The sequence below is a fragment of the Zarconia sp. genome (genome assembly GCF_057467645.1).
In genome coordinates, this window is the sequence record NZ_JBRJXU010000098.1 from 32,803 (window position 1) to 57,930 (window position 25,128).

The 25,128-nt window shown below is 52.7% G+C and carries 20 protein-coding genes; 5 read left to right on the forward strand and 15 right to left on the reverse strand.

Annotated features, from left to right (window positions below; genetic code table 11):
• The first annotated feature begins 104 nt into the window (after positions 1-104).
• Positions 105-776 (forward strand): recombinase family protein, encoded by a 672-nt coding sequence (locus AC2215_RS14760; RefSeq protein WP_486810777.1) that lies wholly within the window; start codon positions 105-107, stop codon positions 774-776.
• A 542-nt stretch (positions 777-1,318) separates the two neighbouring features.
• Here the strand turns inward: AC2215_RS14760 and AC2215_RS14765 are convergent.
• Entirely contained in the window at positions 1,319-2,293 is a 975-nt protein-coding gene (locus tag AC2215_RS14765; protein ID WP_486810778.1) for a tyrosine-type recombinase/integrase, read from the reverse strand.
• 112 nt (positions 2,294-2,405) lie between these two features.
• Between AC2215_RS14765 and AC2215_RS14770 the strand changes: the two genes are divergently transcribed.
• Positions 2,406-2,831: a hypothetical protein gene (locus AC2215_RS14770; protein WP_486810779.1), complete on the forward strand. Its 426-nt coding sequence runs from the start codon at positions 2,406-2,408 to the stop codon at positions 2,829-2,831.
• A 256-nt stretch (positions 2,832-3,087) separates the two neighbouring features.
• On the opposite strand, the gene AC2215_RS14775 is transcribed toward AC2215_RS14770, so the two are convergent.
• From AC2215_RS14775 to AC2215_RS14840, 14 genes are all read right to left on the reverse strand, one after another.
• On the reverse strand, positions 3,088-3,459 hold the full coding sequence (locus tag AC2215_RS14775) for a calcium-binding protein (RefSeq protein WP_486810780.1): 372 nt from the start codon (positions 3,457-3,459) through the stop codon (positions 3,088-3,090).
• Positions 3,460-3,767: 308 nt separating this feature from the next.
• Entirely contained in the window at positions 3,768-5,399 is a 1,632-nt protein-coding gene (locus AC2215_RS14780) for an AAA family ATPase (RefSeq protein ID WP_486810781.1), read from the reverse strand.
• 18 nt (positions 5,400-5,417) lie between these two features.
• Positions 5,418-7,127, reverse strand: a complete 1,710-nt coding sequence (locus AC2215_RS14785) for a hypothetical protein (RefSeq protein ID WP_486810782.1) — start codon at positions 7,125-7,127, stop codon at positions 5,418-5,420.
• A gap of 17 nt (positions 7,128-7,144) precedes the next feature.
• A complete protein-coding gene (locus tag AC2215_RS14790) occupies positions 7,145-8,929 on the reverse strand; it encodes a type IV secretory system conjugative DNA transfer family protein (protein WP_486810783.1) in 1,785 nt (594 codons plus the stop codon).
• Positions 8,930-9,418: 489 nt separating this feature from the next.
• A complete protein-coding gene (locus AC2215_RS14795; RefSeq protein ID WP_486810784.1) occupies positions 9,419-9,961 on the reverse strand; it encodes a hypothetical protein in 543 nt (180 codons plus the stop codon).
• Between the two features lie 267 nt (positions 9,962-10,228).
• A complete protein-coding gene (locus tag AC2215_RS14800) occupies positions 10,229-12,499 on the reverse strand; it encodes a hypothetical protein (protein WP_486810785.1) in 2,271 nt (756 codons plus the stop codon).
• A 269-nt stretch (positions 12,500-12,768) separates the two neighbouring features.
• A complete protein-coding gene (locus tag AC2215_RS14805) occupies positions 12,769-13,461 on the reverse strand; it encodes a hypothetical protein (protein WP_486810786.1) in 693 nt (230 codons plus the stop codon).
• Positions 13,462-13,470: 9 nt separating this feature from the next.
• Complete coding sequence (locus AC2215_RS14810) at positions 13,471-15,477, reverse strand: hypothetical protein (protein ID WP_486810787.1); 2,007 nt, start codon at positions 15,475-15,477, stop codon at positions 13,471-13,473.
• Positions 15,474-16,268 (reverse strand): hypothetical protein, encoded by a 795-nt coding sequence (locus AC2215_RS14815; protein ID WP_486810788.1) that lies wholly within the window; start codon positions 16,266-16,268, stop codon positions 15,474-15,476. Before AC2215_RS14815 ends, AC2215_RS14810 begins: the two co-directional genes overlap by 4 nt.
• A 27-nt stretch (positions 16,269-16,295) precedes the next feature.
• Entirely contained in the window at positions 16,296-17,462 is a 1,167-nt protein-coding gene (locus tag AC2215_RS14820; RefSeq protein ID WP_486810789.1) for a hypothetical protein, read from the reverse strand.
• 397 nt (positions 17,463-17,859) lie between these two features.
• Positions 17,860-18,606: a hypothetical protein gene (locus AC2215_RS14825; RefSeq protein WP_486810790.1), complete on the reverse strand. Its 747-nt coding sequence runs from the start codon at positions 18,604-18,606 to the stop codon at positions 17,860-17,862.
• Between the two features lie 375 nt (positions 18,607-18,981).
• Positions 18,982-21,795 carry a hypothetical protein gene (locus AC2215_RS14830; RefSeq protein ID WP_486810791.1) on the reverse strand — a complete coding sequence of 938 codons (2,814 nt, stop codon included), beginning with the start codon at positions 21,793-21,795 and terminating at the stop codon, positions 18,982-18,984.
• 1 nt (position 21,796) lies between these two features.
• Complete coding sequence (locus AC2215_RS14835; RefSeq protein ID WP_486810792.1) at positions 21,797-22,093, reverse strand: hypothetical protein; 297 nt, start codon at positions 22,091-22,093, stop codon at positions 21,797-21,799.
• Positions 22,094-22,100: 7 nt separating this feature from the next.
• Complete coding sequence (locus AC2215_RS14840) at positions 22,101-22,667, reverse strand: hypothetical protein (RefSeq protein WP_486810793.1); 567 nt, start codon at positions 22,665-22,667, stop codon at positions 22,101-22,103.
• A gap of 335 nt (positions 22,668-23,002) precedes the next feature.
• Here AC2215_RS14840 and AC2215_RS14845 point away from each other — a divergent pair, with 335 nt between their 5' ends.
• The 3 genes from AC2215_RS14845 to AC2215_RS14855 all read left to right on the forward strand — a co-directional run bounded on the left by AC2215_RS14845 (position 23,003) and on the right by AC2215_RS14855 (position 24,853).
• Positions 23,003-24,094, forward strand: coding sequence for a ParB/RepB/Spo0J family partition protein (locus tag AC2215_RS14845; protein ID WP_486810794.1), 1,092 nt, complete (start codon positions 23,003-23,005; stop codon positions 24,092-24,094).
• Positions 24,095-24,227: 133 nt separating this feature from the next.
• A complete protein-coding gene (locus AC2215_RS14850; RefSeq protein ID WP_486810795.1) occupies positions 24,228-24,419 on the forward strand; it encodes a hypothetical protein in 192 nt (63 codons plus the stop codon).
• Positions 24,420-24,607: 188 nt separating this feature from the next.
• Entirely contained in the window at positions 24,608-24,853 is a 246-nt protein-coding gene (locus AC2215_RS14855; RefSeq protein ID WP_486810796.1) for a four helix bundle protein, read from the forward strand.
• The last annotated feature ends 275 nt before the right edge of the window (positions 24,854-25,128 follow it).

Genomic DNA, 25,128 nt, shown 5'->3' on the forward strand with positions numbered 1-25,128 from the left:
CAAACTCCCGCCAGCTTGTTGAAGTGGTTGGGTTGAAAGAAGCCGCAGCTTTGTTGTTTGATTGAGAGGTGTGCGAGAACCATGTCCAATTCGACACCTCCTCAATGAAGGTTGACCCCGAACGGAAAACCCGGCTTTCCGACGACCGTTACCGTCCGAATATCAATGTCGGATTATTCGATAGTATGAAAATACGAGCATTGGGGTTTTCGGACATGCTGATTGGATATATGCGGGTATCGAGTGACAACGACCGACAAACGACTGACTTGCAGCGCGATGCATTGCTCGCAGCCGGGATCGACGAGCGTCATTTGTATGAAGATCGAGCCAGCGGCGCAAAGGACAATCGTCCTGGATTGAAAGCAGCACTCGACGATACCAAGCCGGGTGATTGTTTAGTGGTGTGGAAGCTCGATCGATTGGGACGATCGCTGCCCCATTTGCTCGAGATTGTCACCAAACTGCAAAAACGAGGCGTTGCGTTTCGATCGCTCACCGAACAGATGGATACCACGACACCTCACGGCGAACTCCTCTTCAATATCTTTGGCTCGCTGGCACAATACGAACGAGCGCTGACCCGCGAGCGGATTCTAGCCGGGTTGGAAGCAGCCAAACGGCGGGGTAAAAAATGCGGTCGCCCGCGAGCGATTAGTGACGAGCAACTTGCCGCAATCGAACAAGCACTCGACAGTGGCACTTCAAAAGCTGCGGTTTGTCGTACTTTTGGGGTGAAACGCTCTACTCTTTACGATGCTCTCAAGCGCCTGTAGAACTCTCCAAGGGATCTAATCCGTCGCTAGTGTGCTGTCAATATGCTGCAACGTGCACTTCTTTGGGTAAATCGATAAGTTTCACGAGTCTGGCTCCCCAGCTAAATTGGTATTGAATGAAGGTAGTCGGGTCGTCGTGCGGGCGACAAGTAGCAGTTCGCGAGGCGTATCGTTACAAGTTCTGTTGACCCGGAAATGAGGAATGGGAAATGGAAAATGCCTGTTTTCGATGGTGTGACTGCACGGCTCGCAAAGCGCTATAACAGCTTTAGGGGTGATGGAGATTTCAGCCCTTCCACATCTAACCTAATTTACAATTTCCCACACCCGATCGCGCTACACCACGCACCTAAATCTCGATCTGACTGTTTCACGGTTCAACGACTGCGATCGCGCTTTTGAACTCACGCAAAATTTCAAGGGGTGCTCTCCCCCCACTCCCCGAGCAACACCCTACACCATTCCCCATTTCCCATTCCCCGTTCCCGACTTATTACTTATCACTTATCACTTATTACTTATACATTCCCCCTTCCCAAAATTCAAAACTCTTCCCATCCCCCCGTCTGAGTCGGAGGCTCTTCCCCAATCGCCGAATAAAACGCCCGTTCGGCCGCCGCACTCAGCGCCCGCTTGGCATAGCGCTTGAAAGAAGCCTCCGACTTGTGACGGGTCAGGGTGCGCGCGTGCAAGCTATCCATCCCCTTCAGGAGTAATTTCGTCGCGTAGGTATGCCGCAACCGATGGGGGGTCAGACCCTCAATTCCCGCCCGAACTCCCAAATCTCGAATCGTATAGTAAATCCCCTGATACCCCAACCGCCCACCCGGATTGACGGGATTGTGGGACAAAAATAGCGGTTGGTTGGGATTAAAGCGCTCCCCCTGCTGCCGCCGCCACGCCAAATAGGCGTTCAGGTGGGTGCGAGCCAGGCCGGTGAGGGGAACGGTGCCGCTGCTATCGTCTTTACCTTGACGCACCGTCAAGCGAATGCCATCGTAGTCTGCCAAATTCAAAGCCACGACTTCACCCGCCCGCAGTCCGTGGGCGAGCACCCCCAGCAGAGCTGCATCTCGCCGCTGGGTAGAAGTTGGGGCGGCAACCGCCTGCCACAGAGCTGCCACGGTCTCGTCGGTCAAATCCCGAGCCGGGGGCAATGGCAGCTTTTGCAGAGAGATGGTCTCGACGGGGTTGGTCGGCAACCCATCGGGATAAGCCCTCGACAGCCACGAGAAAAAACTTTTAAGAGCGCAAAGTGCCCGATTGACCGAACTCGCCGCAAGCGACGAGCGCAGGTGGTCTTTGTAGCGGGCGAAAACCCGAGGGGTCATCGCGCTCCAAGGCTCGTCGGTCCACTCCAAGAATCGCTTGAGTTCGCGACGGTAGGCTTTTTGGGTGTTCGCCGAAAAACTGCGCGCCTTAAAAAACTCCTCGACGCGCGCTAAGCGCAAATCGAACGCCGGAGAAACCGATGGGTGTCGGTCGGGTTTGGGGTATCGGTTGGGTTGAGGCGACATCGACCCGCGCGGTGATTGACTCGATGCTTCATTGTCCCACGATCGCGATCGGCCCATCGGCCATTCGATTCGCCTCGGTACCGATCTCGGTACGGGCAGTCGGGTAAAATAAGTGAATATTATCTTACTCGATGACCCCAAACCTCTCTGGGGCTGTCACTTTTCGAGAACGACCCGCATTCACCCACTGACCTTTCCCATGGCCGAATTCCCCGAATACAACTCGCACCTCCTGCAAACCGATCGCGAGTCCCTCATCTGGACCGCAAGGGACTCGCGCCTCGAGAACCGAACATACCCCACCCCCGAAAAACTCGGATTTGAGGAAGGCGCGAGCTATTACAACGGCCAACTTATCCGCCAACCCCGCCAGCGTTGGACGCGAGAAGAAAAACTGTGGCTGCTCGACAACCACCCGATGTTTACCGGGCGGTGTCCGACGTGCGACTACCAGTGGGCAAGGGATGACTATCCGACCGTCGAGTGGCAGTGTCCGGCTTGTGGAGCGGGGGATGATGGGTCGATGGGTCGTCAATAAAGCGAACCAGCGTAACCGAAACGTTGGCTGGTGTTGGTAAGAACCCTCCACTTCTTCGGCCCGCACTGTACTCGCAGAGTCAGTGTCGGGAGTATGTCACGAACTCTACCGATCGTTTTCACCCTCAATTGTCCGACGCTCCCAAGCTTGTTGCCCGATCGCGGGAGGTGGATTGACTGGCAGTTCGAGCCAACGCTCGCCGTCAGAGTCGTGAAGTCGTTATCTTAAGCTAGGTCAGACAATCGAACCCTAAAATCTACCCAAATTCATAACCCCGCACGACCCAATAATGCCAGTCTGCGATCGCCTCTTCGGTTTCTTCATCTGCCTCTGAAGCCTCTAGCTGCATCAACGGTACCGCCAGCAGATCTTCCTCCCAGGCAATCTCCACAAACATTTCCCGTTCGCACTCCTCTTCGGGAGCCATGCCTACAACATCTACAGTCGTGCCTTCTTTCACGGGAGAACTGCGCCGCTTGCTGATACACGTCGCTGTGAATGGAAACTGCATCGTATCTTGCAAGTAGTAGTACCAGCCCATTGCCTGTTCTTGAGCTCCATAGGCATCTACCACAATTTCCATGGTGATGCGCTCTTCGCGCTGTGCATCTCGTTCCGCTTTTGCCATAACGCACCCTCAACTTACTCTTAAATGGTACATCCAGGAAAAACATCAGCGCCCTTCCCCAACACGATCGAAAGTTCGGCAGGCTATTAAACAACGTCAGTGCGCGGATAAACACTGTTTCAGGTGAGGGTGGGGAGTACTTTCCTCCCCAGCAACCAGATGACGAGCGTGTTGTCGCCTCACTTTCGAGCGGCTGACCGACCGCCCGAACGTCACCGGTCGTCTGCATCCAGACCAGACGACCGCATCAAAACTGACGTTCCTTTAGGTAATTCCTCTACAACAGAGCAAAGCTCTAAGAATGTCGGTCAACAAATCTCTTCCACCACCGGATGGGCAAACGGCGAGGTATCCGGAGCCGAGGCGGGGAGTCCGACTTGGCGAGCGTGGCGGCGCATAGCCGCAATTTTATCCGCCTCCCGCAGTGCCAAAGGATTGACCGTTTCCCGTTCGGCGAGCAAGTCGGCAATTTCAATGCGTCCGGGACGACCCTCGCAGAAGGCCCGCATCGCCGCTTTGGCAACAATAGTTGCCACCTCCGCGTTAGAACATTTGTGAGTTCGTTTGATAATGCTCTGCCACTGCTCGAAGCTAAACGGATCTCCGTTTGCAAAGCGCCGATCGAATCGTTGCAAATGAGAGTGCATCACTTCTTTACGCTCTCCGGGTTGAGGCAGATCCACGTAGTAAATATAGTCGAAGCGTCCGGGTCGGGTCAGTTCGGGGGGCAGCCATTGAAGGCGATTGACGCTAGCTAGAACCAGAACCGGAGCCGTCCGATCTTGCATCCAAGTCAGTAGTTTTCCCGTCAGCCTTCGAGCGATACCGCCATCGGCATTGGATTCGGCGACCGCCAACCCTTTATCCATATCGTCGAAGTACAACACCACCGGAGCGGTGGCTTCAGCCAGATACAGCAAGCGGCGCAGGTTGGCTTCCGATGCGGCGGGAGTCGCCCCCATTAACGCCCCCCAATCGGCAAGAATCAAACTCACCCCCATCATCTGAGCGCACCGCTTGGCACAGAAACTTTTTCCCGTTCCCGGCGGTCCGGCAAGGATTACCCCCTTGGGAATTTGCAAGCCGTGACGCAGGGCCTCGGGTTCGAGGAGGCGAGCGAACTTGGCAAAATCCTCTTGAATCAGCTTCAACCCACCAATTTGGACGTTAGGTTCCGGGACGAACTCAATGTTGAGTCGGGCGAACTGGGAAATCTTGTAATCTCTCATCCACCGGGGGCTATTCTCATCCAACCCCCCGTGTCGTTCGGCAATCAGGTTCAGTCCCGCGTCAACTTGAGCCAACGTCAACCCCGCCGCCGCTCGCGCCAATCCCTGGAGAGCGCTCTGGGATAGCTCGACTCGATCGCGCGCTCGGCCCCGTACCAATTGCGATTCTAGGTGTGCCGAAACATCCAATAGAGTTGGCGGTGGCATCGCCACTTGTGGGAGTACCGCTTCGAGGTGAGGCGATAAAGTCACTCGAGGCCCGAGGAGCAACAAATGCCGATTTCCCTTCTCCCCAAAAGATGCTGCTAGATTGAGAATCCTGGAGCTGAAGTATTCCCCTAAAAAGACCCGGCGCGTATCGGCGCGATCGCCGTCGAGCCAGGGAAACAGGTTTTCCACGATGAAAATCCCCGGTTCGGGAAAATCCTGCAAGAATTCCAAAATCGAGAAATGCTCTTCAATAGAAGCACTCCTCGAAGGTGGCTCGTATCCGGCGACGGGTTCGCGAGTCCATCCTTTCGATTCGCACCATTGCAGTTGAAGAATGCGGCGCACTCCCAAATTCCACAAGTAGCAATTGGAGGCATGGGGAAGGCGGCATTGCGCCCAAACAAACTGGAAAAAATTCTCCTTCTCCTGAAGGGGCACTTCACAGGCAACGGCGGTTTCGCCAGCTCGAAGTAGGGTGGGTAAATCTTTGAGTTCTAACACGATCTGTTGCTTATCCTCCTAGAGTTCGACCTGTCGATCGCTGGGTGGCTCGGATTGCGATGCTTCTGGAGCGGGTGTCAAATCCACAGAAATTTGAGCCTCTGGGTTGGCAGCCAAACGAACCCGCTCGGTCTTTTTCTCGGTCAGATAGGTATTGAGAGCTTCTGGGGTCGGCAGAAGAACTCCCTTGGTTTCTAAAAATTCCCGATGGTTTTGGCACAGTTCGTAAGCCTGTATCTGTTGGGGTTCGGTGAGTTGACCGTCCTGGGCTTCCATTTGCAATCGCAACTGCCGCGCGGGAGCATCGCTCGCGAAAATCGTCGCGCGACCGCCTTCTTCAGGTTCGCCTTCGACATGAGGCAACTCCGCTGGCTCGAAATATTCCAAGGCTTTAGCAATGACCGGGTGAACCTCAATCGGCCAAGCAGTCATGAGTATCGCTTCAGGCGCTTCTGAGGGTTGGGTAATCGGGGAGATCGTTTCCGCAGACTGGATTGGGTTTCTCTGGAATCGAGTACTCCGAATGGAAACATCCTCGGGTTGGGCATCTCGAACGGAGACATCCTCGGGTTGGGTATTTGAAATAGAAACTCCCTCAGATTGAGTATCTCGAACGGAGACATCCTCGGTTTGGGTATTTGAAATAGAAACTCCCTCAGATTGAGTATCTCGAATTGAAGTAGCCGCTAAATATTGGGAATTCTCAGCAATCTCGCGCAGCCGCAGGAGATCGTCTCGATCGAGGCGAATGGCATCGAGTTCCACAGAAATTCCATCCTCCGTCCTCCTGGCCGTATAAGAAAGCAGTTCCCCTCGATCGTCATTAGATTCAATACTCACCGTTGTGGATTCCTCGCCGCGCTCTCGTTTGAGGCGATAACCGCCCACTTTGACTTCAACCCTCGATTCGGATGACTCGACCCCTAGTTGGTTGATGGTGTGGTTGACGAACCCGAACGCTTTCATCCCTTTGAGATCGTCGAGAACCTTTTTCGACCCTCGGGGAGCTAAAGCCCCTAAAGTGGCCACGGTTTTAGATAAGTCTCCTTCCTCGAGATCGAGGGGTTCCCTCCGGGTCTTCCGGTGGCGGTAAACGCTTTTGAACTCTTCTTTGTGGAGTTGAGAAAGCCGATTATCTCCCCAGACAACCGGTCCGCTCGCACTCAAGTAAAACTGCATTTGCGCGTCTTGTCCTTGAGAGTCTTCGATCGAATAAACCTCACCCGATTGACGCAAGGTAAATCCATCGGCACGGTAAACCCGTTCTCGGTTGCCGGTATCGGGGTTTTCCTCAATAACCCCGCGCTCGTCGAGCAGCGTCGCTGCCACCAGTGCCACAGTCTTATCCTCAGTCGGGACGAATCGAGCCGAGAATTCATCGATGAGTTCATCAACGGTACTTTCGCCTTCCCCGTCGGAACCCCCTAGCCCGAACTCGGCTTCTCTGGGAAACGGACCGGGCAGAGGTTGTCCCGATGGTGGGGGAGATAGGGGTTGAGAAGGTGAGGTTTCGGCTTCGTTGCCAAGATTTCCGTTGAAAATATTAACTTGGTTGAGCTCGACGTTAGCCCCTCCAGGAGTCGGTATTGTCCGTTCCGTCCCAAGTTCGGCTTCTTCCTCAAACAAGGTAGCTAATCCGTGCAGCATATACCCCGTCGCTTCGGCACTCATCCGCAGCAGCGCCAGGTAATCTTCGGAAATTTGTTTGTATTCTCCAGAAGTTGTCATCAGTATCTCCCAAAAAACTAACTCGTTTTGCGATCGAATAAATTGGAATAAGTACCGATGGGAGAAGCCTTCGGGTCATCATCCGAGGATGGAATGGGAAAGAGGCGATCGACGGCAGCTTTTCGCCTTTGCATATCTTCATCGCTCGGGAGAATTTGAGGGCTGCGCGCACTCAGCCAGCTCACCAATTTCGGCCAGTTCCTCTCATTGTCCGCTTCGATTTCTTGCTGGTCTTTCGAGAGTTTAAATTGCTTTTTAATCGGGACGTAGGACTCATCTTTGTTACCGTAGGCCGGACTGATGAAAACGCACGCTCCGGGTGGTAGCTTGTTGAATTGCGAGGCTTCCATCAAACGGCGGGTTCGCTCTTGGTCGGAGACGGACTTGGTGGTTTTGCCCTGGGTCTGGCTCTGAGATTTTTGTTGGAATTGAACCTCTTCATCTCCGAGGAAATCGCTGAAACTTCTCGCCGTTTCGTATTCCCCCAAATTAAACAAGATTTTCGTGTTCGTCCCGGTGGTAATGGTTTTAGCATTCTCCTTACCGTAGTTTTGCTCGATCTGGGATAGTCCTTGCGCCCCGAGGATGCCGCAAAATCCCTCAGAGCGAGATTCGTTGAGCCACTTGCCGATATCGGGTAAGTAGAGGGTGGGAAATTCATCCAAGCACACCACCAGGGGGTCTTGGCGGCGTTTGGCAATGTTGCGAGCAATCAGCATGTGCATCACACTACACAACAGGGGGCCGCAGACGGCTCGTCGCTCCCGATCCATGCCAAAAATCGCTAACTGCTTGCCTTTGAGATCGAGGGGTAGGGTGGTCTGACCCACAAAGCAGCCGAGGGTATTGCGTTTCATAAACCGGGTGAACATAATGCTCGCACTCCCAGCAATTCCAGCCACGGTTTTTTCGGAGCTGGCTGAGGAAAATAATTGACCGAAGGACTGACGAATCCAGGGATTCATATCCGCAGCCATGAGTCGCTGCACCATTTTTTCGGAGCTGAGAATTTGCGCGGCCATCATAATATCCGGGTATGGGGTGCTTTTGGTCAGCATCAGAATCGCTTCGACGAGTTGATCGCCGGCCGGACCGAAGAAAGCATCTTCTTGCCCTTGGGAAATCTGCTTGAAATTTTTGTTAATCACCGTGCCGATTTGACGGGCATTTTCCCCGTCGTTGGCATCCCGCAGAAAGTCAATGGGGTTGCACACTTCGCTTTCGGGAAAACCCGGAGCGAAGATGCGAACGTCGTAGCCATGCCGCTTGGCAAATACGGCCACTTTGCTCTGGGATGGATATTTGAAGTCGTACAAGATAATGGGCAGACCTCGATCGACTGCCGAAAATAGCATGGGGTTAATCGCCGAAACGGTTTTCCCAGAACCCGGAGCGCCCAAAACTAAGGTTCCCCGTTGCACGTCGGGAACGTAGAAAATACCCCGTCCCGGATTTTTTGGGGAAGGAGGAATGGCAAAGTGAGAAGCTTTTTCTTCCTTGGCTTTTTTCTTGGGTTTGACTCGCCCGATATATAATGCCACCCGATCGCATTTTGGGTCGGCAATCTGCTCGAGGGCTTTTTTCTTCGCTCGTGCCATTTCTTTTTGGCTGCCGAAGTATCCAGTGGCTAATTTCCCATGCTTTTTCTTTCCCCCGGAGAATCGAGCGAGCAGAATCATACCGAGAATACAGGCGAGAATAAATCCGCCTTGCGGAGTAATAAGCTGCTCTTTAAATTTCTCTCCAATTTGACTAAACTGCTGAGATTCTATTTTTCCGATAACGATATTTGATGTTTTCACAACTCACCCATTTTTTTGATGAATTTTTCAGAATTTGACTGGAGTAGAAGTAGCTAGTACAAGGCGGCGGGAGTTTAACTACCATTTCTCTAATCGAGTGTCCCGCTTGTGGTGTATCCGTCAGAACTAATGGTGGGTGAATTCCCGCCCTCGTGCACTAGTACTCTGCCAAGGCAAAAATGACTGGTGAAGACTGACGCACTACGGTGAAATAGAGATGCGGAGAATATTAACACCGGGCAAAGTTAGCTTGGTGGAGTACTAGTGCCGCTACGCGGAATTAAAAATGCGCGCATTAAAAATTTAAAATACCTAATACATAGCTTTCAGCGGTTTAGAGCTGGTCAGTTATTTCTGCCGCGCCTGTAGTGGCGACTGCTATAACTAGCCATTCCTCAATCTTTAAAAGCTATGTATAGTCAAAATTTTTCATTTTTAATGACCTGTAGCGTCACTAGCTTTTGAGTGCGGTGATCGGGCGCGAATTTCTTACTTTGAACTAGGAGAAAAGTTAATTTCAGTTCCTTGGAACTCATTCAAAACTAGAACTAAAGAACTTCCATTAAAACAATAAGTTCTAAGGTTTCGAGCAGTGCCATGAGGCACTGTCAACTTCAAACACGGAAATCCGTTTTGCGAGCGCTCTCGATCGAGGGTTAAATCGAACTCCGAACCCGATTTAGGAACGAGCAGGTTCGAGACGAGCTCGTACTGCTTATCTTCGCGAATATATGCAGACATCAAACAGCCCATTCGACCGCAAAGCTTCGGAGTATTGAAGTCAACGATCCATAGCGGAGAACGCCCCAAGCGCTGGGGTTCGATCCGGGCAATTTTCCAGTTCGAGTTTTCCACCGTGGGATCGAGAAAAGTCGCTTCAATTTCAGACCGTTCGAGTCGTCCGTTTTCCCAACGCACCTCTCGAAAACTCCTAGACCAAACCGACGCGATCGACATCATCCCGAGCGCTCCAAGAGCCAGGGTTCCCAAGCCGAATTGAATGTATCCTTTAGACCAATAAGTTTTGAACATTTTCTTCCTCACTGCTTCTCCCTTTCATCTGTGAGATAGTTTTTCGGTAAGCATTGGGCGCTCGACTTTCACCAATGGCGTCAGGCTGACGGCTGACGCGCGATCGTGCTTACGTTTTTCGAGTCAGATCGAGTTCGGATAACTCGTTTAATTCGCGCGCGATTGCCGAATCTCGTCACGGAAATTCTCTCCCCCAGCTCAAGACCGATCGAGACTGCTCGCTTCACGATGAATCAGAAGTATTCAACCGAACTTGAGATCGATCCCTCAACCTCGATAAAGTGCCAGGGTACTCTCGACCGCATCGCCCAAAGTTCCCGAGAGAAGAGAAATCTCACCTTCAACGGGAATCGCCTCGCCGCCAAAAAACATTCGCGCCACTCGTTCGATTAATCGAGTGCCTTCAAAGGGTTGCTCGGTTTCGGGGTCGATTTGCGTCCGAGCCACTTCAATCAGTTGAGAGACATGAGTTTCAAAAAGTCGATCTTGGCGCTCTGGAGGAAGAACGTGTTCGATTTCTTCTCGAGTGAGTTGGATGCGAGCATCTAAGCGATGCAGAGCGCTCGAGCCACCTTCGCGCTCTCGAATCGCAGCTCGTACTCCTTCATCTTGACTGGAGAGATGGTAACGTCCCAATAAAACTTCGCAAGGCTCGTTGTTTCTACCCAAGCAGTTCGATTGCATCCAACCGTAATCGCCGTTGGCTCCCAGTTGACCTTCAACATTGACAAGAGCTTCAGAAAGTTTTTGGGCATCGATCTGTTGAACTTCTGTCGTCGTTGGTATTTGAGCTGTATTTTCGTTTGGGGAGGGCGATTTAGACCCAAATAGTCCGGCTATAGCCTCTTGGGGAAGTTGGGAAATCTGCTCTAAAACCTCGGTTGAGAGTTGCGCCACTTCCTCTAACACCCCTTGGGGGAGTTGGGAAAGCGACACGACAAGTGCGTCTGAAACGCTAGCAAGTTGATTCGAGACTTCTTGGGGCAACTGCGAAATGGTATTTAAGGTCTCTTGAGGCAACTGCGAGATTGTATTTAAGGTCTCTTGAGGCAACTGCGAGATTGTATTTAAGGTCTCTTGAGGCAACTGCGAGATTGTATCTAAGGTCTCTTGAGGTAGCTGCGAGATTGTATCTAAGGTCTCTTGAGGTAGCTGCGAGATTGTATCTAAGGTCTCTTGAGGCAACTGCGAGATTGTATCTAAGGTCTCTTGAGGCAACTGCGAAATGGTATCGAGAATATCTCCGGGTAAGTTGGACGTATCATCTAGATTCGTAAGCTCGGGGATAGCTGACAGGTCGGGTCCACCCAAAAACATCCACTCCTCTTCGAGAAACTCCCAAAATGGAATCGGTCCGATGTTATAACCCGTACAACCGGTTAAGGCTGCGCAAATTTGGAAATAAAGGTTTTGGCGAACCGTTCCAGAGGCTTCGTGAGTTTCGAGAACGACTTTAAAACCCGACCCGAACGGATGGCGACCGGCAGGTTCTTTATCGTCGTACATCGCTCCTAAAAGCCCAAACCCCCCTCGAACTTGATGGTCTCCGGTCATCCAGCGTTTTCCTTCGAGCGGGGCGGGTGCGTCGAATTCGACATGAGGGCACTCTCCTTGACAGTTGACTTCAAATCCGTCTGAATACCCCCCACTTATCGATCGCTCTCCTTCTCGTTCGGCTTCCTCGAAAGCAATACCGACTTTGCCAACAAGCGTTCCATGGGGAATCGGTGGGGTGGGAAACTCGCTCAAGGGAACCTCGAGCAGTCCGGGAATATCTTGAAGGAGAGCATCTTGCCAGTTCTTAAATTCCGCCAGTGGTGCGAGTTCGATACCGGGAATATCGAGTAAGTTGTAGTCTCCTAAATTGGGCAGTAAATCCAGGCTGAGAAATTCAACCTGGGGAAAGTTGGCGATCGCATCCGAAAGCGGTCGATTTGACTCGACCTGGGGAACGAACTGGGCGAGCAGGTCGGCAACGGGAGGAATATCGATCGGGGCGAGGGCTTCGAGAGTGGGAATCGCCGCCACTAAATCCCCAATGGTTTGGGAAGCAACCGGGGCAAATTTTTCTAAGCTAACCCGATCGAGAGCGGTTCCGGTTATTGCCGCAATCGATTGCAGGTCGAATTGCCCGAGACCGAATGCGTCCTCGAACCCGCCGAGGGTGAGAACCTCACCAGGAAGCTGTCCGGCTTGCCAGCTCATCACCGTCCCATCGGAGAGTTCAACCCATCCATCGGATTCTAGAGGGGGTAAACTGCCAAAAGAAATCCGCTCGAAATCGGGAATTGGCGCACCTCGATAGTCCGCTGCTGGTAGTGCGTTCCCCTCAACTGCATCATCAAGGGTAGCCGCCACCGCCGGTTTGCCGAAGGTAAGAAGACCCATCTTCCCAGGCCAGTGAGATAAGACACCGTGGAGAAACAATCCACCCAGCAATCCAACTGCCAGCCAAAGTTGCGGCTGAAATCCAATGGCTTTGGGTGGGTTCGGTGTGTTCGTTTCTACAACTCGATTCGGTTCGTTCGTGGTTTTCATGGTTTTCCTCCTGAAATTGAAGGGGTGTAGGGAAGAGGGTTGGGGGGAATGCTGACAAGGGTAGGTTTTTTACAAAGGTGTGGATTTGAGCTGGCAATCGCGGTGGAAGCTGGCAATCGCGCTCGGAAGCTGGCGTTGCTGGGGGAAAAAGATGTGCTTTGTGAATTCGGGCTATCCTAACCTAACTGAATACAGCTATATAAAAAAAACAGTCTCAAAGACCTGTCACCACAGAGGTTTCGAGGACTTTTCATCTTGTCAGAACTGATTCAATCGCCTAGCTCGGCTAAGCGTTCTAGAAGTGGCAACGTCACTCGTGCTTCAGTGGCAGCAGCTTCCATTGACAATCCGTCTTCTTCAATCAGAGTTAGTACTCGCTCGATACGCTGCCATAGGTCGTCCGCACGATCGATCTGTCGGGCAACTGCGGCTCGCTCTCTTCCCCGACGAATTCGATCGAGTTCGAGGTCGAGCGTCAGGGGCAGCGGATCGGTGGTGAGAGCGACGGTGTTGTAATCGACCCTTCCTTGCCCCGGCACCACCTCAAAGGTATAAATCCGACGCTGCGATCGCTCGTCTCGAGTCACAACCGTCAGCAACGTTCCGGTTTTGGGGGAAGCCTCGATAACTCCGGGAAAGTCGAGGCGCTCGATCTGTTTCAAATGCAGCATTGTCGGCATGGAGTCTCCCGGTTCGCAATCGTTGGAGACGATCGAACATCCATCGGTATCGAGGACGAATCGAGACGGATCGTCGAGCCAAACCCGCTCGATGGTTTCACCCACTTCGATAAAACTCAAGTTCAGACCCCGACCGCGCCCGACTTCGAGCCGCACGGTTTGGGCGGTGGCCCCAGAAGCGACGCTGCGGGATATCGAGCGAGTGGTTTGCGCTCGAACCGACGCGGGCATTAACCCGAGCCAGACCAGCCCTAGAGCCAGCAACAGTTTCGATCGGTTCATCGTTCCCCCTCAGCGCTCCCACTCGAAAGAATAGTTAACGGCAATTTCTAATTTCGTTCCGGCATCAAGTCCCCAGATGGTGACGGGTCTCGGATTTGTTGGAGTTCGAGACCCCATTGCATCTCCTAACTCCTCGAAGGAACCGTTGAGAAACGCACCCACTGGATTTCGATCGCCAAATGTATTTGATGTAGACGAGCCATCGATCGAATTGCGCTGGGTTTGACGCTCCGGCCGGGTAAGTTCTTCCCCCACCCGAGACAATCCCCCAAACAGTGCTCCAAGTAACAGCTCGCCGGTTGCATTTGCTTCTCCTAAAGCTTCAGCCACCAAGGGTTCGCCACCTTCAGCCAAAATTGAGAACGCCCCCTGGGGCAGTGGAACCTCTCGACCGTCGAAAGCAATTGCGATCGCCTCTAATCGAACTAAAGCTGGGGCATTGCTCGTCTGCACCAGCAGCAATCGCGCACCAGTCGGGATAGCAACATCTCCTCGAGCGTCGAGAATTGCCTCTTCTAAAACGGCCAGAAAAGTCGGCAGTTCGAGGTCTTCTCCCTCAACCCAAGCCACGGGAGTTTCGAGTTGGGCGCGGACTCGCCCTCCCATGGCGATTTTTATCGGGCTGGGTGGAGGCTCGTCGGACAAGATACGAGCTTCAGCTTCGAGATTGTAGTTGTAGGTTTGAGCGATTTGGAGCGGCTGTTTCTCAATCCCCTCACCCATGGCCGTCGAAGAAGATGATATCCCTTGATTTCGAGCCACCAAAGGCGGTGGTTCGAGCGCTGAAACGGGAATGGAATTGAATCGAGTCTCTTCTGGGAACCCCTCACCCATGGCCGTCGAAGAAGATGGAATCCGTTGACTTCGAGTACCCAATGGAATCCGTTGATTTCGAGTCCCCAAAGGCGGTGGTTCGAGCGCTGAAACGGGAATGGAATTGAATCGAGTCTCTTCTGGGAACCCCTCACCCATGGCGGTTGAAGAAGATGATATCCCTTGATTTCGAGTCCCCAAACGTGACGGTTCTAGCCCTGAGCTCGGAATTGAAGCCAACCGCATCGGGTCCGGGAACCCCGAACCGATGGCTGTCAAAGAAGATGGAATCTGTTGACTTCGAGAAACTGACACCGATGGTTTGTAGCTTCCCAATCGAGCTAAAATCGCCCACCGCTCGTAGGGATCGACTGGCTCGGGTTCGGAAAGTGGAGGCAGCGGTGCTCGAGATGGGAAAGATGGAGAAGTTGGAGGCAGTGGCGGGGGTGGCGGCGGTGAAATCGGTGGCGTAGTTCTAGCAGGTGGAGGGGGATCGGACGCTCGTACGGTTGGTGGTGGGTTGCTCCGGACTCTCGGGGATGGAGAACTTCGGGTGGGTGGAGGAGGTGGTGTCGAAGTTCGGGTCGTCGTCGGGTGAGGTGCATCGTCCGATTCATTGTCTCCTTTACCTTCAACGTCTTCTTTACCTTCAGCATCCGGGCGAATTTGATGGTTCTCCCGATTGTCCTCCTCCTCTTGGCGAGTCTGCCCCAACGCTTCAAGTTCGTCGTGCTGCCTTGCTAGAGCCACCTCAACTTTCATCGCTCCGTCCGGCTCGCGAAAAACCGCCTCAGATTCATCTTCGACGGTTTCATCTTCTGCAACGACTGGGGTAGATTCTCCCAAGGGTCGGCTGCTCAGAACGTACCAAACCCCTCCGGCTCCGAAAAACACAGCTCCGAGCGCCCCGGCCACGATCGCGATCCGACTCGCGGGTAAATCCGCTAGAGATCGGCGAGTTACGACCTCGGCCGGATCGAGATCTTCTTCCGGACGATCGAAATCGAGTTCGGGTTCGACTTCTGGGTTGAGGTTTTCTCGATTGCCATCTTCCTCCAGTCCGACTAAAGCTTCCACAGACCGGTTCTCGACTGCGGTGGGTCGGGAATCTTCCATCCTTTCGGCAGCATCCGAAACGCCGCCCTGAAGCGAAGATCGAGGTTCGTCGAAATTGAGTTCGTCTTCATTGTGAATTTGGCTCACTGTAAATCCTCCCGTTCGAGTTCGGTAATTGCCGTAATTTCGAGTCCCGCCCGCCGTCGTTGATAGGCTTGCTGGGTCAGTTCCGGTGCTTCGGGGGGTGGAAGTTGGGGCGAGGAGATCGAGTGCAAGTAAACCGTTTTGTTAAAACTCGTCGCGTTTCCTGCTAAATCCCCCTGTTGGAAGGTAACTAAATTGCCGATGAAATTGACCTTCCAGCGATTTTCACCAATTTTCTTCGGCGTCGAAAATTCTCTGGGAACGAGCACGACGCGCACCCGAGCGCCATCAAAAACCTTCTGAGGTGTGAGTCGGGCAAGTTCGCGCACGAACTCCTCTCGAAATCCCCCCTCTTCCGATAGTCCCCAAGCTCCGTACCAAGTTCCCGTCGTCACTCGTCCCAACCGTTTTCCGGTCTCATCTTGAATCTCAATCCCCGGATCGAGGGTTTGAGTGAGGGGATCGTCCGATAAAGCGGGCGGTAACAATCCGTCCCAGTTAAAGAGCAGTACGAGGGTTTCGGAAACGAATTGTTCGATGACTTGGGTGGTTCGCTCTCGTTCGCCGAGGGGAGCAACTCGCAGAACGTTCCCATCGGCAAGTTGCACCAATGTCGGTGTCTCTTTTCGGGCCACTTGAATTCCCGTGACCAGAGACGCGAAAGAGACAAATACTCCCATCAAACTTAAAGCGGTTCCGAGCAAAATCGCCCCCGCCAGCAGTGGCGGAACCGAGCCGCCAAAGGAGAGAAAACTCCCCGAATCTCGTCGTTTTTTCGTCTTGGTAAATGTCATATCGAAATTTTCATATCGAAATAAAAGTTACTTTCGCGCTCTCGAGCGGCGAAAGTCTTGCAAGTTGTTGTTGTAGTGTCGAGCTACAGTGTGGGAGAGTCCGCCAACAGAACCCAACCCCATTCCGGCTGCGGCATTAGCGACGCGGCTGAGGGCGGCAAAGGCACTCATCCCGCCCATCGCACCGATAACCGAAGCCAAAATCGGAGCGACGATTCCGATAAACAGCAAGAAAAACATGGGCTGGTTGGCTTGGGAATTGACGATGACCGTTGCTGCTAGTCCGAGGACGATATTGAAAGATAACTTGGTAATTCCGAGTCCGATAAAAGCACTTAACCAGCTATAAATCGGCTTAGATGCGGTTGGTAGTAGGGTGGCTCCCATTGCCATGGGCGCGCATAGAGATAGAATAATTCCCGAGACTTCAATCCCCCATTGGTAGGCAACGTTCAAACCCATCAGGAACATTCGGACTAAGGTTTCGACGTAACCGCCAATAGTGCCGCTAATTCCCCCAAAAATTTGCTCGACAACATTACCGCCCCCATTTTGAACCAGTGCCTGAGCAGTCGTTATCCGCTCTCCCATGCGATCGAACCAATTCGCCGTCGCGCTCCCTGGATTTAAAGAATTGCGCAGGGTATTGAGTTCGTCGGCCACCTGTTGCAAGCAGTCGAGTTGTTGTTGCAGCTCGAGTCCGGGGATTTCGCACTGTCGGAGCAGTTCTCCGGCCAGGAGTTGAGACGATCCGAGCTGGTTGACATCTTGGTAAGCATCCTGGATGCTGACCCCGGCTGCTGTAAATTGCAAAACGAAGGAGTTGATGTCGTTGATGTAGTCCCGCAGTGCCAGAATGAGCTGCACGAGCAGCGCTCCATCATTGACTAAAAAAGCACCGACAATGATGGGCATGATTAAATCGCTAACGGGAGTGTCTTGACCGTCAACCAGTTGGCGCGTCCATTGCACTATCCACCAAACCAAGGTCGCGACAGCAAACAGAATCCCAATTCGGGTAACGGCCGCGAACAAGCCGCCGTTGAGCACTTGATTCCAAAGGGCATCGAAACTTTGGGAAATTCCGAGCGCCGTGGCTTGGGCTTGCTCGAGAAACTCTCCAGGATCGCCGAGCATTCCCATGGGAACTTGAAATTGCCCCAATCTTAAATTTGGATAACCGATCGTACTCATAAAACTCCCACGTACGCTTTCTATCGCCGATGAAGGATATTCAACCGATCGCGGACTCGCCAATTCACGCAACGATCGCATCGACGGGGCGATGGCAGACTAATGGAGCAAGCCCTAACTTTGAAATTCTTTGGATGCGATATATAGCTGTCGCCACGACCGCATTTGACACTTCTGGATTTTCTCCGGGGTCTTGCTCCCCCAGCGATTGCCTGCTCCCTCAGCTCAAGAGTGCTCATCCTCACGATGTCCGCGCTTGGTAGGCGCGGTTGCTATAGCTAGGCGCATAGTACTTAGGACAAATTTAGAATGCTAGAGGCGAGCGTATGGCAAGGTTTTAGCTGAGTGCCGATCGCTGCAGGCTATACGCTCGCCGATCGCATCAAATCACCTCAAGTTACTCGATGAAGTAGCTACCAGCACTCATCAGCTCGATCGCACTTCGAGTTGCGTTGGCTCGCTCCAAATCTTGGATAACCCGTTCGCCTTCGAGTTTTTCATCGATGTTGGCGAGTTGGGAGTTGGTCATCGCCCCGTCGATGCGACGCTGTTGCTCCCCTAGGGCGACTTGCCCCAAAACTTGGGCGATTTGGGCGTTCTGGTCGCCTAAATTTTTCAAGACTTCTTGGGAAGAAGTGGCACTTTTCACCTTTTCGGCAATGCGACTGGTCTGTTCGACAGCACTCTGGGTCGCTTCCATTTCGGCTCGGGTGCGTTGCTGCCCTTCTTTGCTCAGTACGGTATTGGCGCTGCTGCGAGCGATTTCTCGAAATACGCGATCGTTAATTTCCTTGGCTCCTTGGGTGCCGACCTGAAGTCCCAACTCCTCAAGAACCAGTTCGGACAGTTCTTCGGGATCGGGCAATCCCAATTCACCAACGGTCGCGTTCAGGTCGCCTTCCAATTGACCGAGTTCGCCGATGCCTTCATCGGAAACAACAGCTAACACCTCATCGATTAATCCGTTGAAGTGTTCTTCCAAGGAAGAGAAAAATCCTTCAAATTCGCTGACAAATCGATCGATGCCCAAAAATGATGCAATATCGTCTTCAATACCGGCCCGAGCTGGTGCTCCCGCTCCGATGGAAAGGGAAAGCACCAGCAGGGGAACGATAACTTTCTGAGGTATTTTGAATGGTTTCATGACAAACTCCTATGTTGATTCATGGGGAACGGACAAGGGAGACAAGGAGGACAAGGGAGACAAGGAGGACAAGGGAGAAGAATTTTTCCTACACCCCAACCCCACACCCCGTTCCCCATTCCTTACAAGGGAAGGCTTTTCGCAATTTATGCGTTCGCGAAGCGTCTCATGCAGGAGAATCGAGCATTGGAATGGAACGAGATACAAACGGCTTATAGCTGTACTGGCGTTAGGGCGCGGACAGCCCGAGTCCCGAGTTCACAAAGCGTATCTTTCTCCCCCAGCTCCCTCAGCTCAAGACTGCTCGCTCTGCCTCCTCTGCTTCCCCAGCTCACCAACAAAGCGTGTCCGCGCTTAACATGGCGACTGTTATATTCAGGAACTGCGAATTTTCTCGATGTAGGCTTGGCTGAACTCAACCATCGCTGCGAGGCGATTATTGGGATATTTCTGGAGAAATCGAGTTCGCATTTCCTGCTCGTCGGTGTTGTTGGCAACCGCAGCGAGCTGAACGTATCCGGGATAAAACCGACATCGGGTAAAGCGTCCGTTGTAATCCAACATCCACTGGCTGTAGAGTCCTTCTTTTTTGGGAAAAAATGCCTCTGTTGCGTTCGCCCCAATAATTTCGCGAGGGTAGTGGAAAATCTTCTCAAAACTCGGAACCGCACTCGGTTGGATGCGTCCGACCAATCGAACGGTCATATTGGCAAAAATCTTGGCTGCGGATTGGCTCTGGGCGATACTGTCGGGTTCCTGAGCCGAAAGAATCACCCGCACCCCCGATTTCGCACCGTTGGCACAGAGCCTCGCCACCAAACTAGCGATCGATTCGTACTGAAATAAAATCGGCGATTCGTCGATAAAGAAGATGCTCGCCCGAGAAGAAAGCGATCGCCGCAAAGCGGCCGAATACGCCCCCAAACTCAGAATGGCCGCATCGGCATCGTTGCTGAGATTGCGCAGGGCAAAAACCAGCAGGGGAGCTTCCGCTCGAAAGGTCGAGGGACGAGAAATGGCTCGACCCACTCGACTACTGGTGATCCAGTAGCGCAGGCGAATCTGGATTTGCTCCAAAGCCGTCATGGCATCAATACCACTACCGCCACTTCCACCAGTCATCGCATCGAGATCGAGAAATCCGGGGGAACAGAATTGGTAAAAGTCCTGCAATGTGGGGGTACTATCCCACTCGGGAGTCCCGAACCCAGCTTCGCGCGACTGTTGGTAGCGCAAGCGAATATCGGGATCGTTAAAAAAGGTTTCCAGGGCAAAACCGAGAACGGCTCGGACGCTATCGACTAAGAGGGGATTGACACCTTCCAAATTCGTGCCGAGCACCATCGTAAATAGAGCCGTACTCAGAAAATCCTTGTAATCGGCAAAGCGCTCCCGTCGCACCTTCACATCTTCGAGGGTGCGAGTGTCGGGCAACTCGAAGAGGTTCGAGGCTTCCGAACCGATGTCGAAGTAGCTGCCGAAATTATCCCCGAGAAATTTGGTGTAGTCGGTGAAGGTGCTCGTGCCGTCGGGCTTGGGATAGTCCATGGCCACCACGGGCATTCCCGCCGCGAGAGCTTGGGTCAAAATCGCAGAAATCAAAACTGACTTCCCACCTCGGGTGGTGGAAAATACCCCCAGATTTTTGTGTCCTCGATAAAAATCCAAATGAATCGGGGTTCCCCCTTCATCTGCAATTAACTCGAATCCGGAGCCGTCAACCGGGGCGGTGCGAACCCAGCTCATAAATCCTGGTGCTTCCCCAGAAAAATAGGCCAAGCGACGGTTAAAGGGTTTTCCGAGCAAACTTTCGAGTACCAGTCCTGTCGTTTGCAGCCAGATTTTCCAGGCATACTCTTTTTCCCGCAGCACCACCGCCGGACGGCGAAAGCAACTGCTGATATACCGACAGGCTTCGTCGAGCGATCGCCGGTTCGAGCGATAAACCAGGAAGACACAGGCTACGTTCAGGGGAACGGCTCCTTCGAGCATCTGTCGTTGGGCGTCGATGGCTTTATCGGCTTTGAGCTGCGCCCCAACATCCACGCTCGACTTATCCGCAGCGATTTCGGAACTGACGATCGATTGTTTGGTCACCCGCTGCACGGCAGTTTTGGCCATCGATTCGTTGGCGCGGGTCACCTGGCAAACGATTTCGGTATCGTAGACTCGATCGCGAGCCAGAATTTCCCACAGATATCGCAACTCGGCATACTCATCGGTCCATCCGGCAGGCTTTTCGTCAAAGGTCATCACGCCGACGTACTTCTGTTGGTGGTGGACCCACGAGCGATCGAAAAATGGAGTCGCGTTTTCCCCTTCGAGCAAGCACGATGAAATGTTGTATTCGCTGGCGACGGTTTCCCTGAGTCCCGAATCGGTCAAGGTCAATAAATGGGGAATCCGATGGGGTTCGGAGGCGTTAAACTGCCGCCACAGAATGCCCCACAACTCCGTCGCCCGAAGGGGGCGAATCGATAGATCCATTTTGGTGGCGAGCAACTGCTCCCACAATTGAAAGCCGTCGGTGAAGCTCCTCTCGAGTAAATCTTGCAGCTTCTGATGCTCGGTGGCGTGGATTTGTCCGGTAATTTTCTGCCACATTCGCTCCACCCGAATCAGAGCTTTGCCCAAAGCATCCTGGGAATTCGCCCGCGCGTCACCGGTGACGGTATAGGTGCAGAAGATTCGCAGGATTTTGGGTTGGCGAATTCCCAAGTCGGTCAGTTCTCGAACCCTCGCCCGTTCGCTACAAACTAACAGCTCTAATTCCCGATTGGCGCAGGAGCTTTGTAGGGCTTTAAGCTGAGACTGCCGTCGATCGTCGGTGGTGAAAGAAGAAGTTCGCAACGTCAAACTCTCACCATCGGGGAGGTCTTTCAATCCCGATTCGATTGCCTCAAAAATCGGTAAGACTTGCGCCAAGGGTAAAGTGGGATGAACGCCGCCACACTCAAACCCGAACTTCAGTTGAATGTCTTCTCCTTTGGTGAGGCAGTAGGCACCGACATCAGACCCTTGCAGCTTGTAGCGAATTATCGCTCTCAAATCTACAAAATCCTCAAATGCTCTCACGCGCTTTGCCCCTGAGGGCGGCGCGTATCCCAAATTCCGCACGCCCATTTTTTGCTCTGACCCCGGCTTTTTGGGCTTCGAGTTTGACGTTTTAATTTTAGATGCGACACTCATCTCAAATTTCCTTGCGACTCAACAAAATCAACCGTTTGTAACCCCTCACCACTCGCGGAACCCCTACAAATTTCGATAAAAATTTCCAACCCTTAGAACCCGTCAGCACCCACCAGGTCGAACAACCCCAGGTCATGAAAATTCCCATCCACACCCAGTCCCAGTGGAAAATTTGCTTGATGAAATATCCCAGAAGGGCAACAACTGACCAAGGAACGATTTGGTCGGCGGGAAAGGGACCGAGCCTCGGTTGGGTTCCCAAAATTTGATTGACCGTGCGAAATCCCCTTCCTGACATGACACGTTTAGCCCGTAATAAAGGTCGTCAAGATATCGGCAATCACCACCGCAATCAAAATAATCAGGGGCGTTCTGGCCAGGGTTTGCCAGTCTTCGTCGTTTCGAGCCGACTGAACGACCCGAATTAGGGACACTCCCAAATAAATCAGCATCAACGCTCTCAAAACGTTGAAAACCAACGCGATGACATCTTCAGCTCCTGGAGCGTTGGCGGCTAAAGCGCCGGAAATAAAATCTTCCGCCCCTTGAAAAAATTGAGCGCTGGCGGGAGCCGAACTCAAGTCGAGAAAAAATACGGTCCCGAGCAGGCAGAAAACCACCGCCGCTAGATTGACTTTGTACTTTCGCTGCCAGACTTGATAGTGATTCAAAGCCCCGCCAAAAAACTGAGGGGCGCATAGAAATACCGCAGCTCCGTAGATGAAAGAGACCAGAACGACTCGATGCAGGGAAATTTCGGTCACGAGTAGTGCCGATGCTCCCAAAAATAAACCCGGTACGCTCAACCGATCGATCGGGGAAGGACGGTGGTTGGGAGTCGGGTAAAATGACGTTAGACGATATTGATTCACAATTGTCTCCTAAAAATCTCAAGTGGTTTTCGCGCTTTTGCTTTCAAGTGTCTAAACCCTACAAAGATTTTTGAAGACTGACTATCCGTCAACTGGCTATTGTTGACCCGTAAGCATTCTTCCCTCAGCAAGAGCGCGATACGACCTTGGCGCAGCCGCCCCCAAAGAGCTAGGTGTCGCGCGCGCGAAACGGCTTTAGACGAAAATGCCGCAAGCATTCGTTGAATCTAAGTATCTCGACGGGAATAAAATTTATCGTCTCGATCTGCGAGTCCATTGAAATTTCTGCTTTTGGAGCCTGCAACAAGCGCTCTGGCCCACGGCGAGCGAGCTGAATGCTTACGTTGAACCGAGGGCGTTTAAATCGATTTAAACGCCAGCACGAACGACCGTGCCGGGATGACAAGCCACTCGGAGCCGTCGATAATAAAAAGGCAATCTCGAACCTGACTTTCGTGCCTCGCCAACGACCACCGTTCTACCTCGCGTCCCAACCGCAGTTGGAACTCAAAGAAGGAATGCCCGCGCAAGTGACCTTTGAGTCCATCGTTCTACCCCAAAAGCAAGTTCGGCGGTATTTCGATCCCGAAAAACTCGCTCAACTGACCCTCTCGATTGAAGAATACGGACTCATCGAACCCCTCATCGTCCGACCGCTTCCCCACGAGCGATACGAACTCATCGCTGGAGAGCGACGTTATCGAGCCATCGGACAACTGCGCCAAAAGTACGAGATTGACACCATCCCGGCGATCGTGCGCTCCGTTGACGATTGGGGGGCAGCGGAACTAGCTCTGGTGGAAAACCTTCAACGGGAAGACCTCAATCCCATTGAGGAAACTTACGGCATTTTAGAATTGCTGTGCCTGCACCTGGGCGGTGCAGATCTCAGTGAAAGCATCGCCACTCTCAAATTCCTTTACGCTCGCCAGCAAAAAATTCGTCGGGACGTGCGATCGTCCCCCAAAACACCTTCTCAAACAGGAGATAATGGATTTTCCGCAACGACCTTCAGACTGGTAGAAAAGCTATTTCAGTCTCTGGGAACGATAAGCTGGGAATCGTTCGTGACCACCCGGCTGCCGTTACTCGAGTTACCCGCTCATTTAATCGATGCCATCTGCGAAGGAAAGCTCGAATACTCTAAAGTTCTTCTGATTGCTAGAGTCAAAGATGAGTGCGCCCAACAGCAACTACTCGCTGAGGCGATCGCTTCCCATCTCAGTCAAGCTCAAATTCGCCAGCGGATTAAGGAACTTCAAGCACCTTCACCCTCACCGATTCAGAAGCGCCTCGAACGGCTTTCACTCCGAGCGAGCCGCAAGCGAGCACTTGAGAAACTTGAAGGTCATCCAGACAAACTGCAACAGTTAGAGTCCTTAGTCGCACGCATTGAAGCACTGCTCGATGAGGTCGCACGAGAGTGAGGATGGGGACAAGGGGGACAAGGAGACAAGGGGGACAAGGGAGACAAGGGGGACAAGGGAGATAAGGGAGATAAGGGAGACAAGGGAGACAAGGGAGATAAGGGAGATAAGGGAGAGGGGGACCTGACAGGGAATGGTTTTTTACAATCTGGCAATTGCCGGTGGTGACGCCAACGAGAATTCAAGGGTTCGGCGATTGCCCGCTCCCCAGCTTCCCCAGCTCAAATCCATCCAAATCTTAAAAACCTACACTTGTGAGGACTCCGGCGACAAGGGCGACAAGGGAGAATGGGTAGAGAATCGATTAAAAGTCATGAAGATTTAGCAGTGTATCAAATGGCTTTTGATGCCGCCATGACAATCTTTTATAGCCGTCGCGCCTGGCGGGCGCGGACACTTGATTTCTCAAGCTCAAGGCTCGCTTTTTCTTCTCTCCCCCCGCTCAAGACTGCTTCCACCGCGATTGCCTGCTCACCTTCACGATGCCAAACACGGGTGTGGCGGTTGCTATAACTGTCGAAGAAGTTCCCCGTTGAAGAACGCTATTCTTTAACTGACCCAATCCGAAGGTCTTCGAGTTCGGTTTGTGCTAATCTAGCTGAAGCTTGGCGCAAAAGAAGGTATAGCTGTACTGGCGTTAGGGCGCGGACAGTCCGAGTCCCGAGTTCAAAAAGCGCATCTTTCTCCCACCGCGATTGCCAGCTCACTTTTACCTATGTCAAACACGCGATTGAATACGGCTATATGAAGCGGCTTTGATTTCCAAACTGAGCGATGGCGAGGCAGAAGCAGCCCAAACTCAGGTCTGAATTAAATTTGCGGTCAAATGCGAGTATTTAGAAGTAGAAAAAGGAAGAGAACTATACAGCATTTACGATCGAGTTCGAGCACGGATTTGTACGCACGATCGACTTTCCATTGCTCTGGGCGATCGGCAAGTCAAAAATTCTCCCTCATCTCCCTCATCTCCGGAGTCTCCCTCATCTCCCTCATCTCCGGAGTCTCCCCCCTCTCCCTCATCTCCGGAGTCTCCC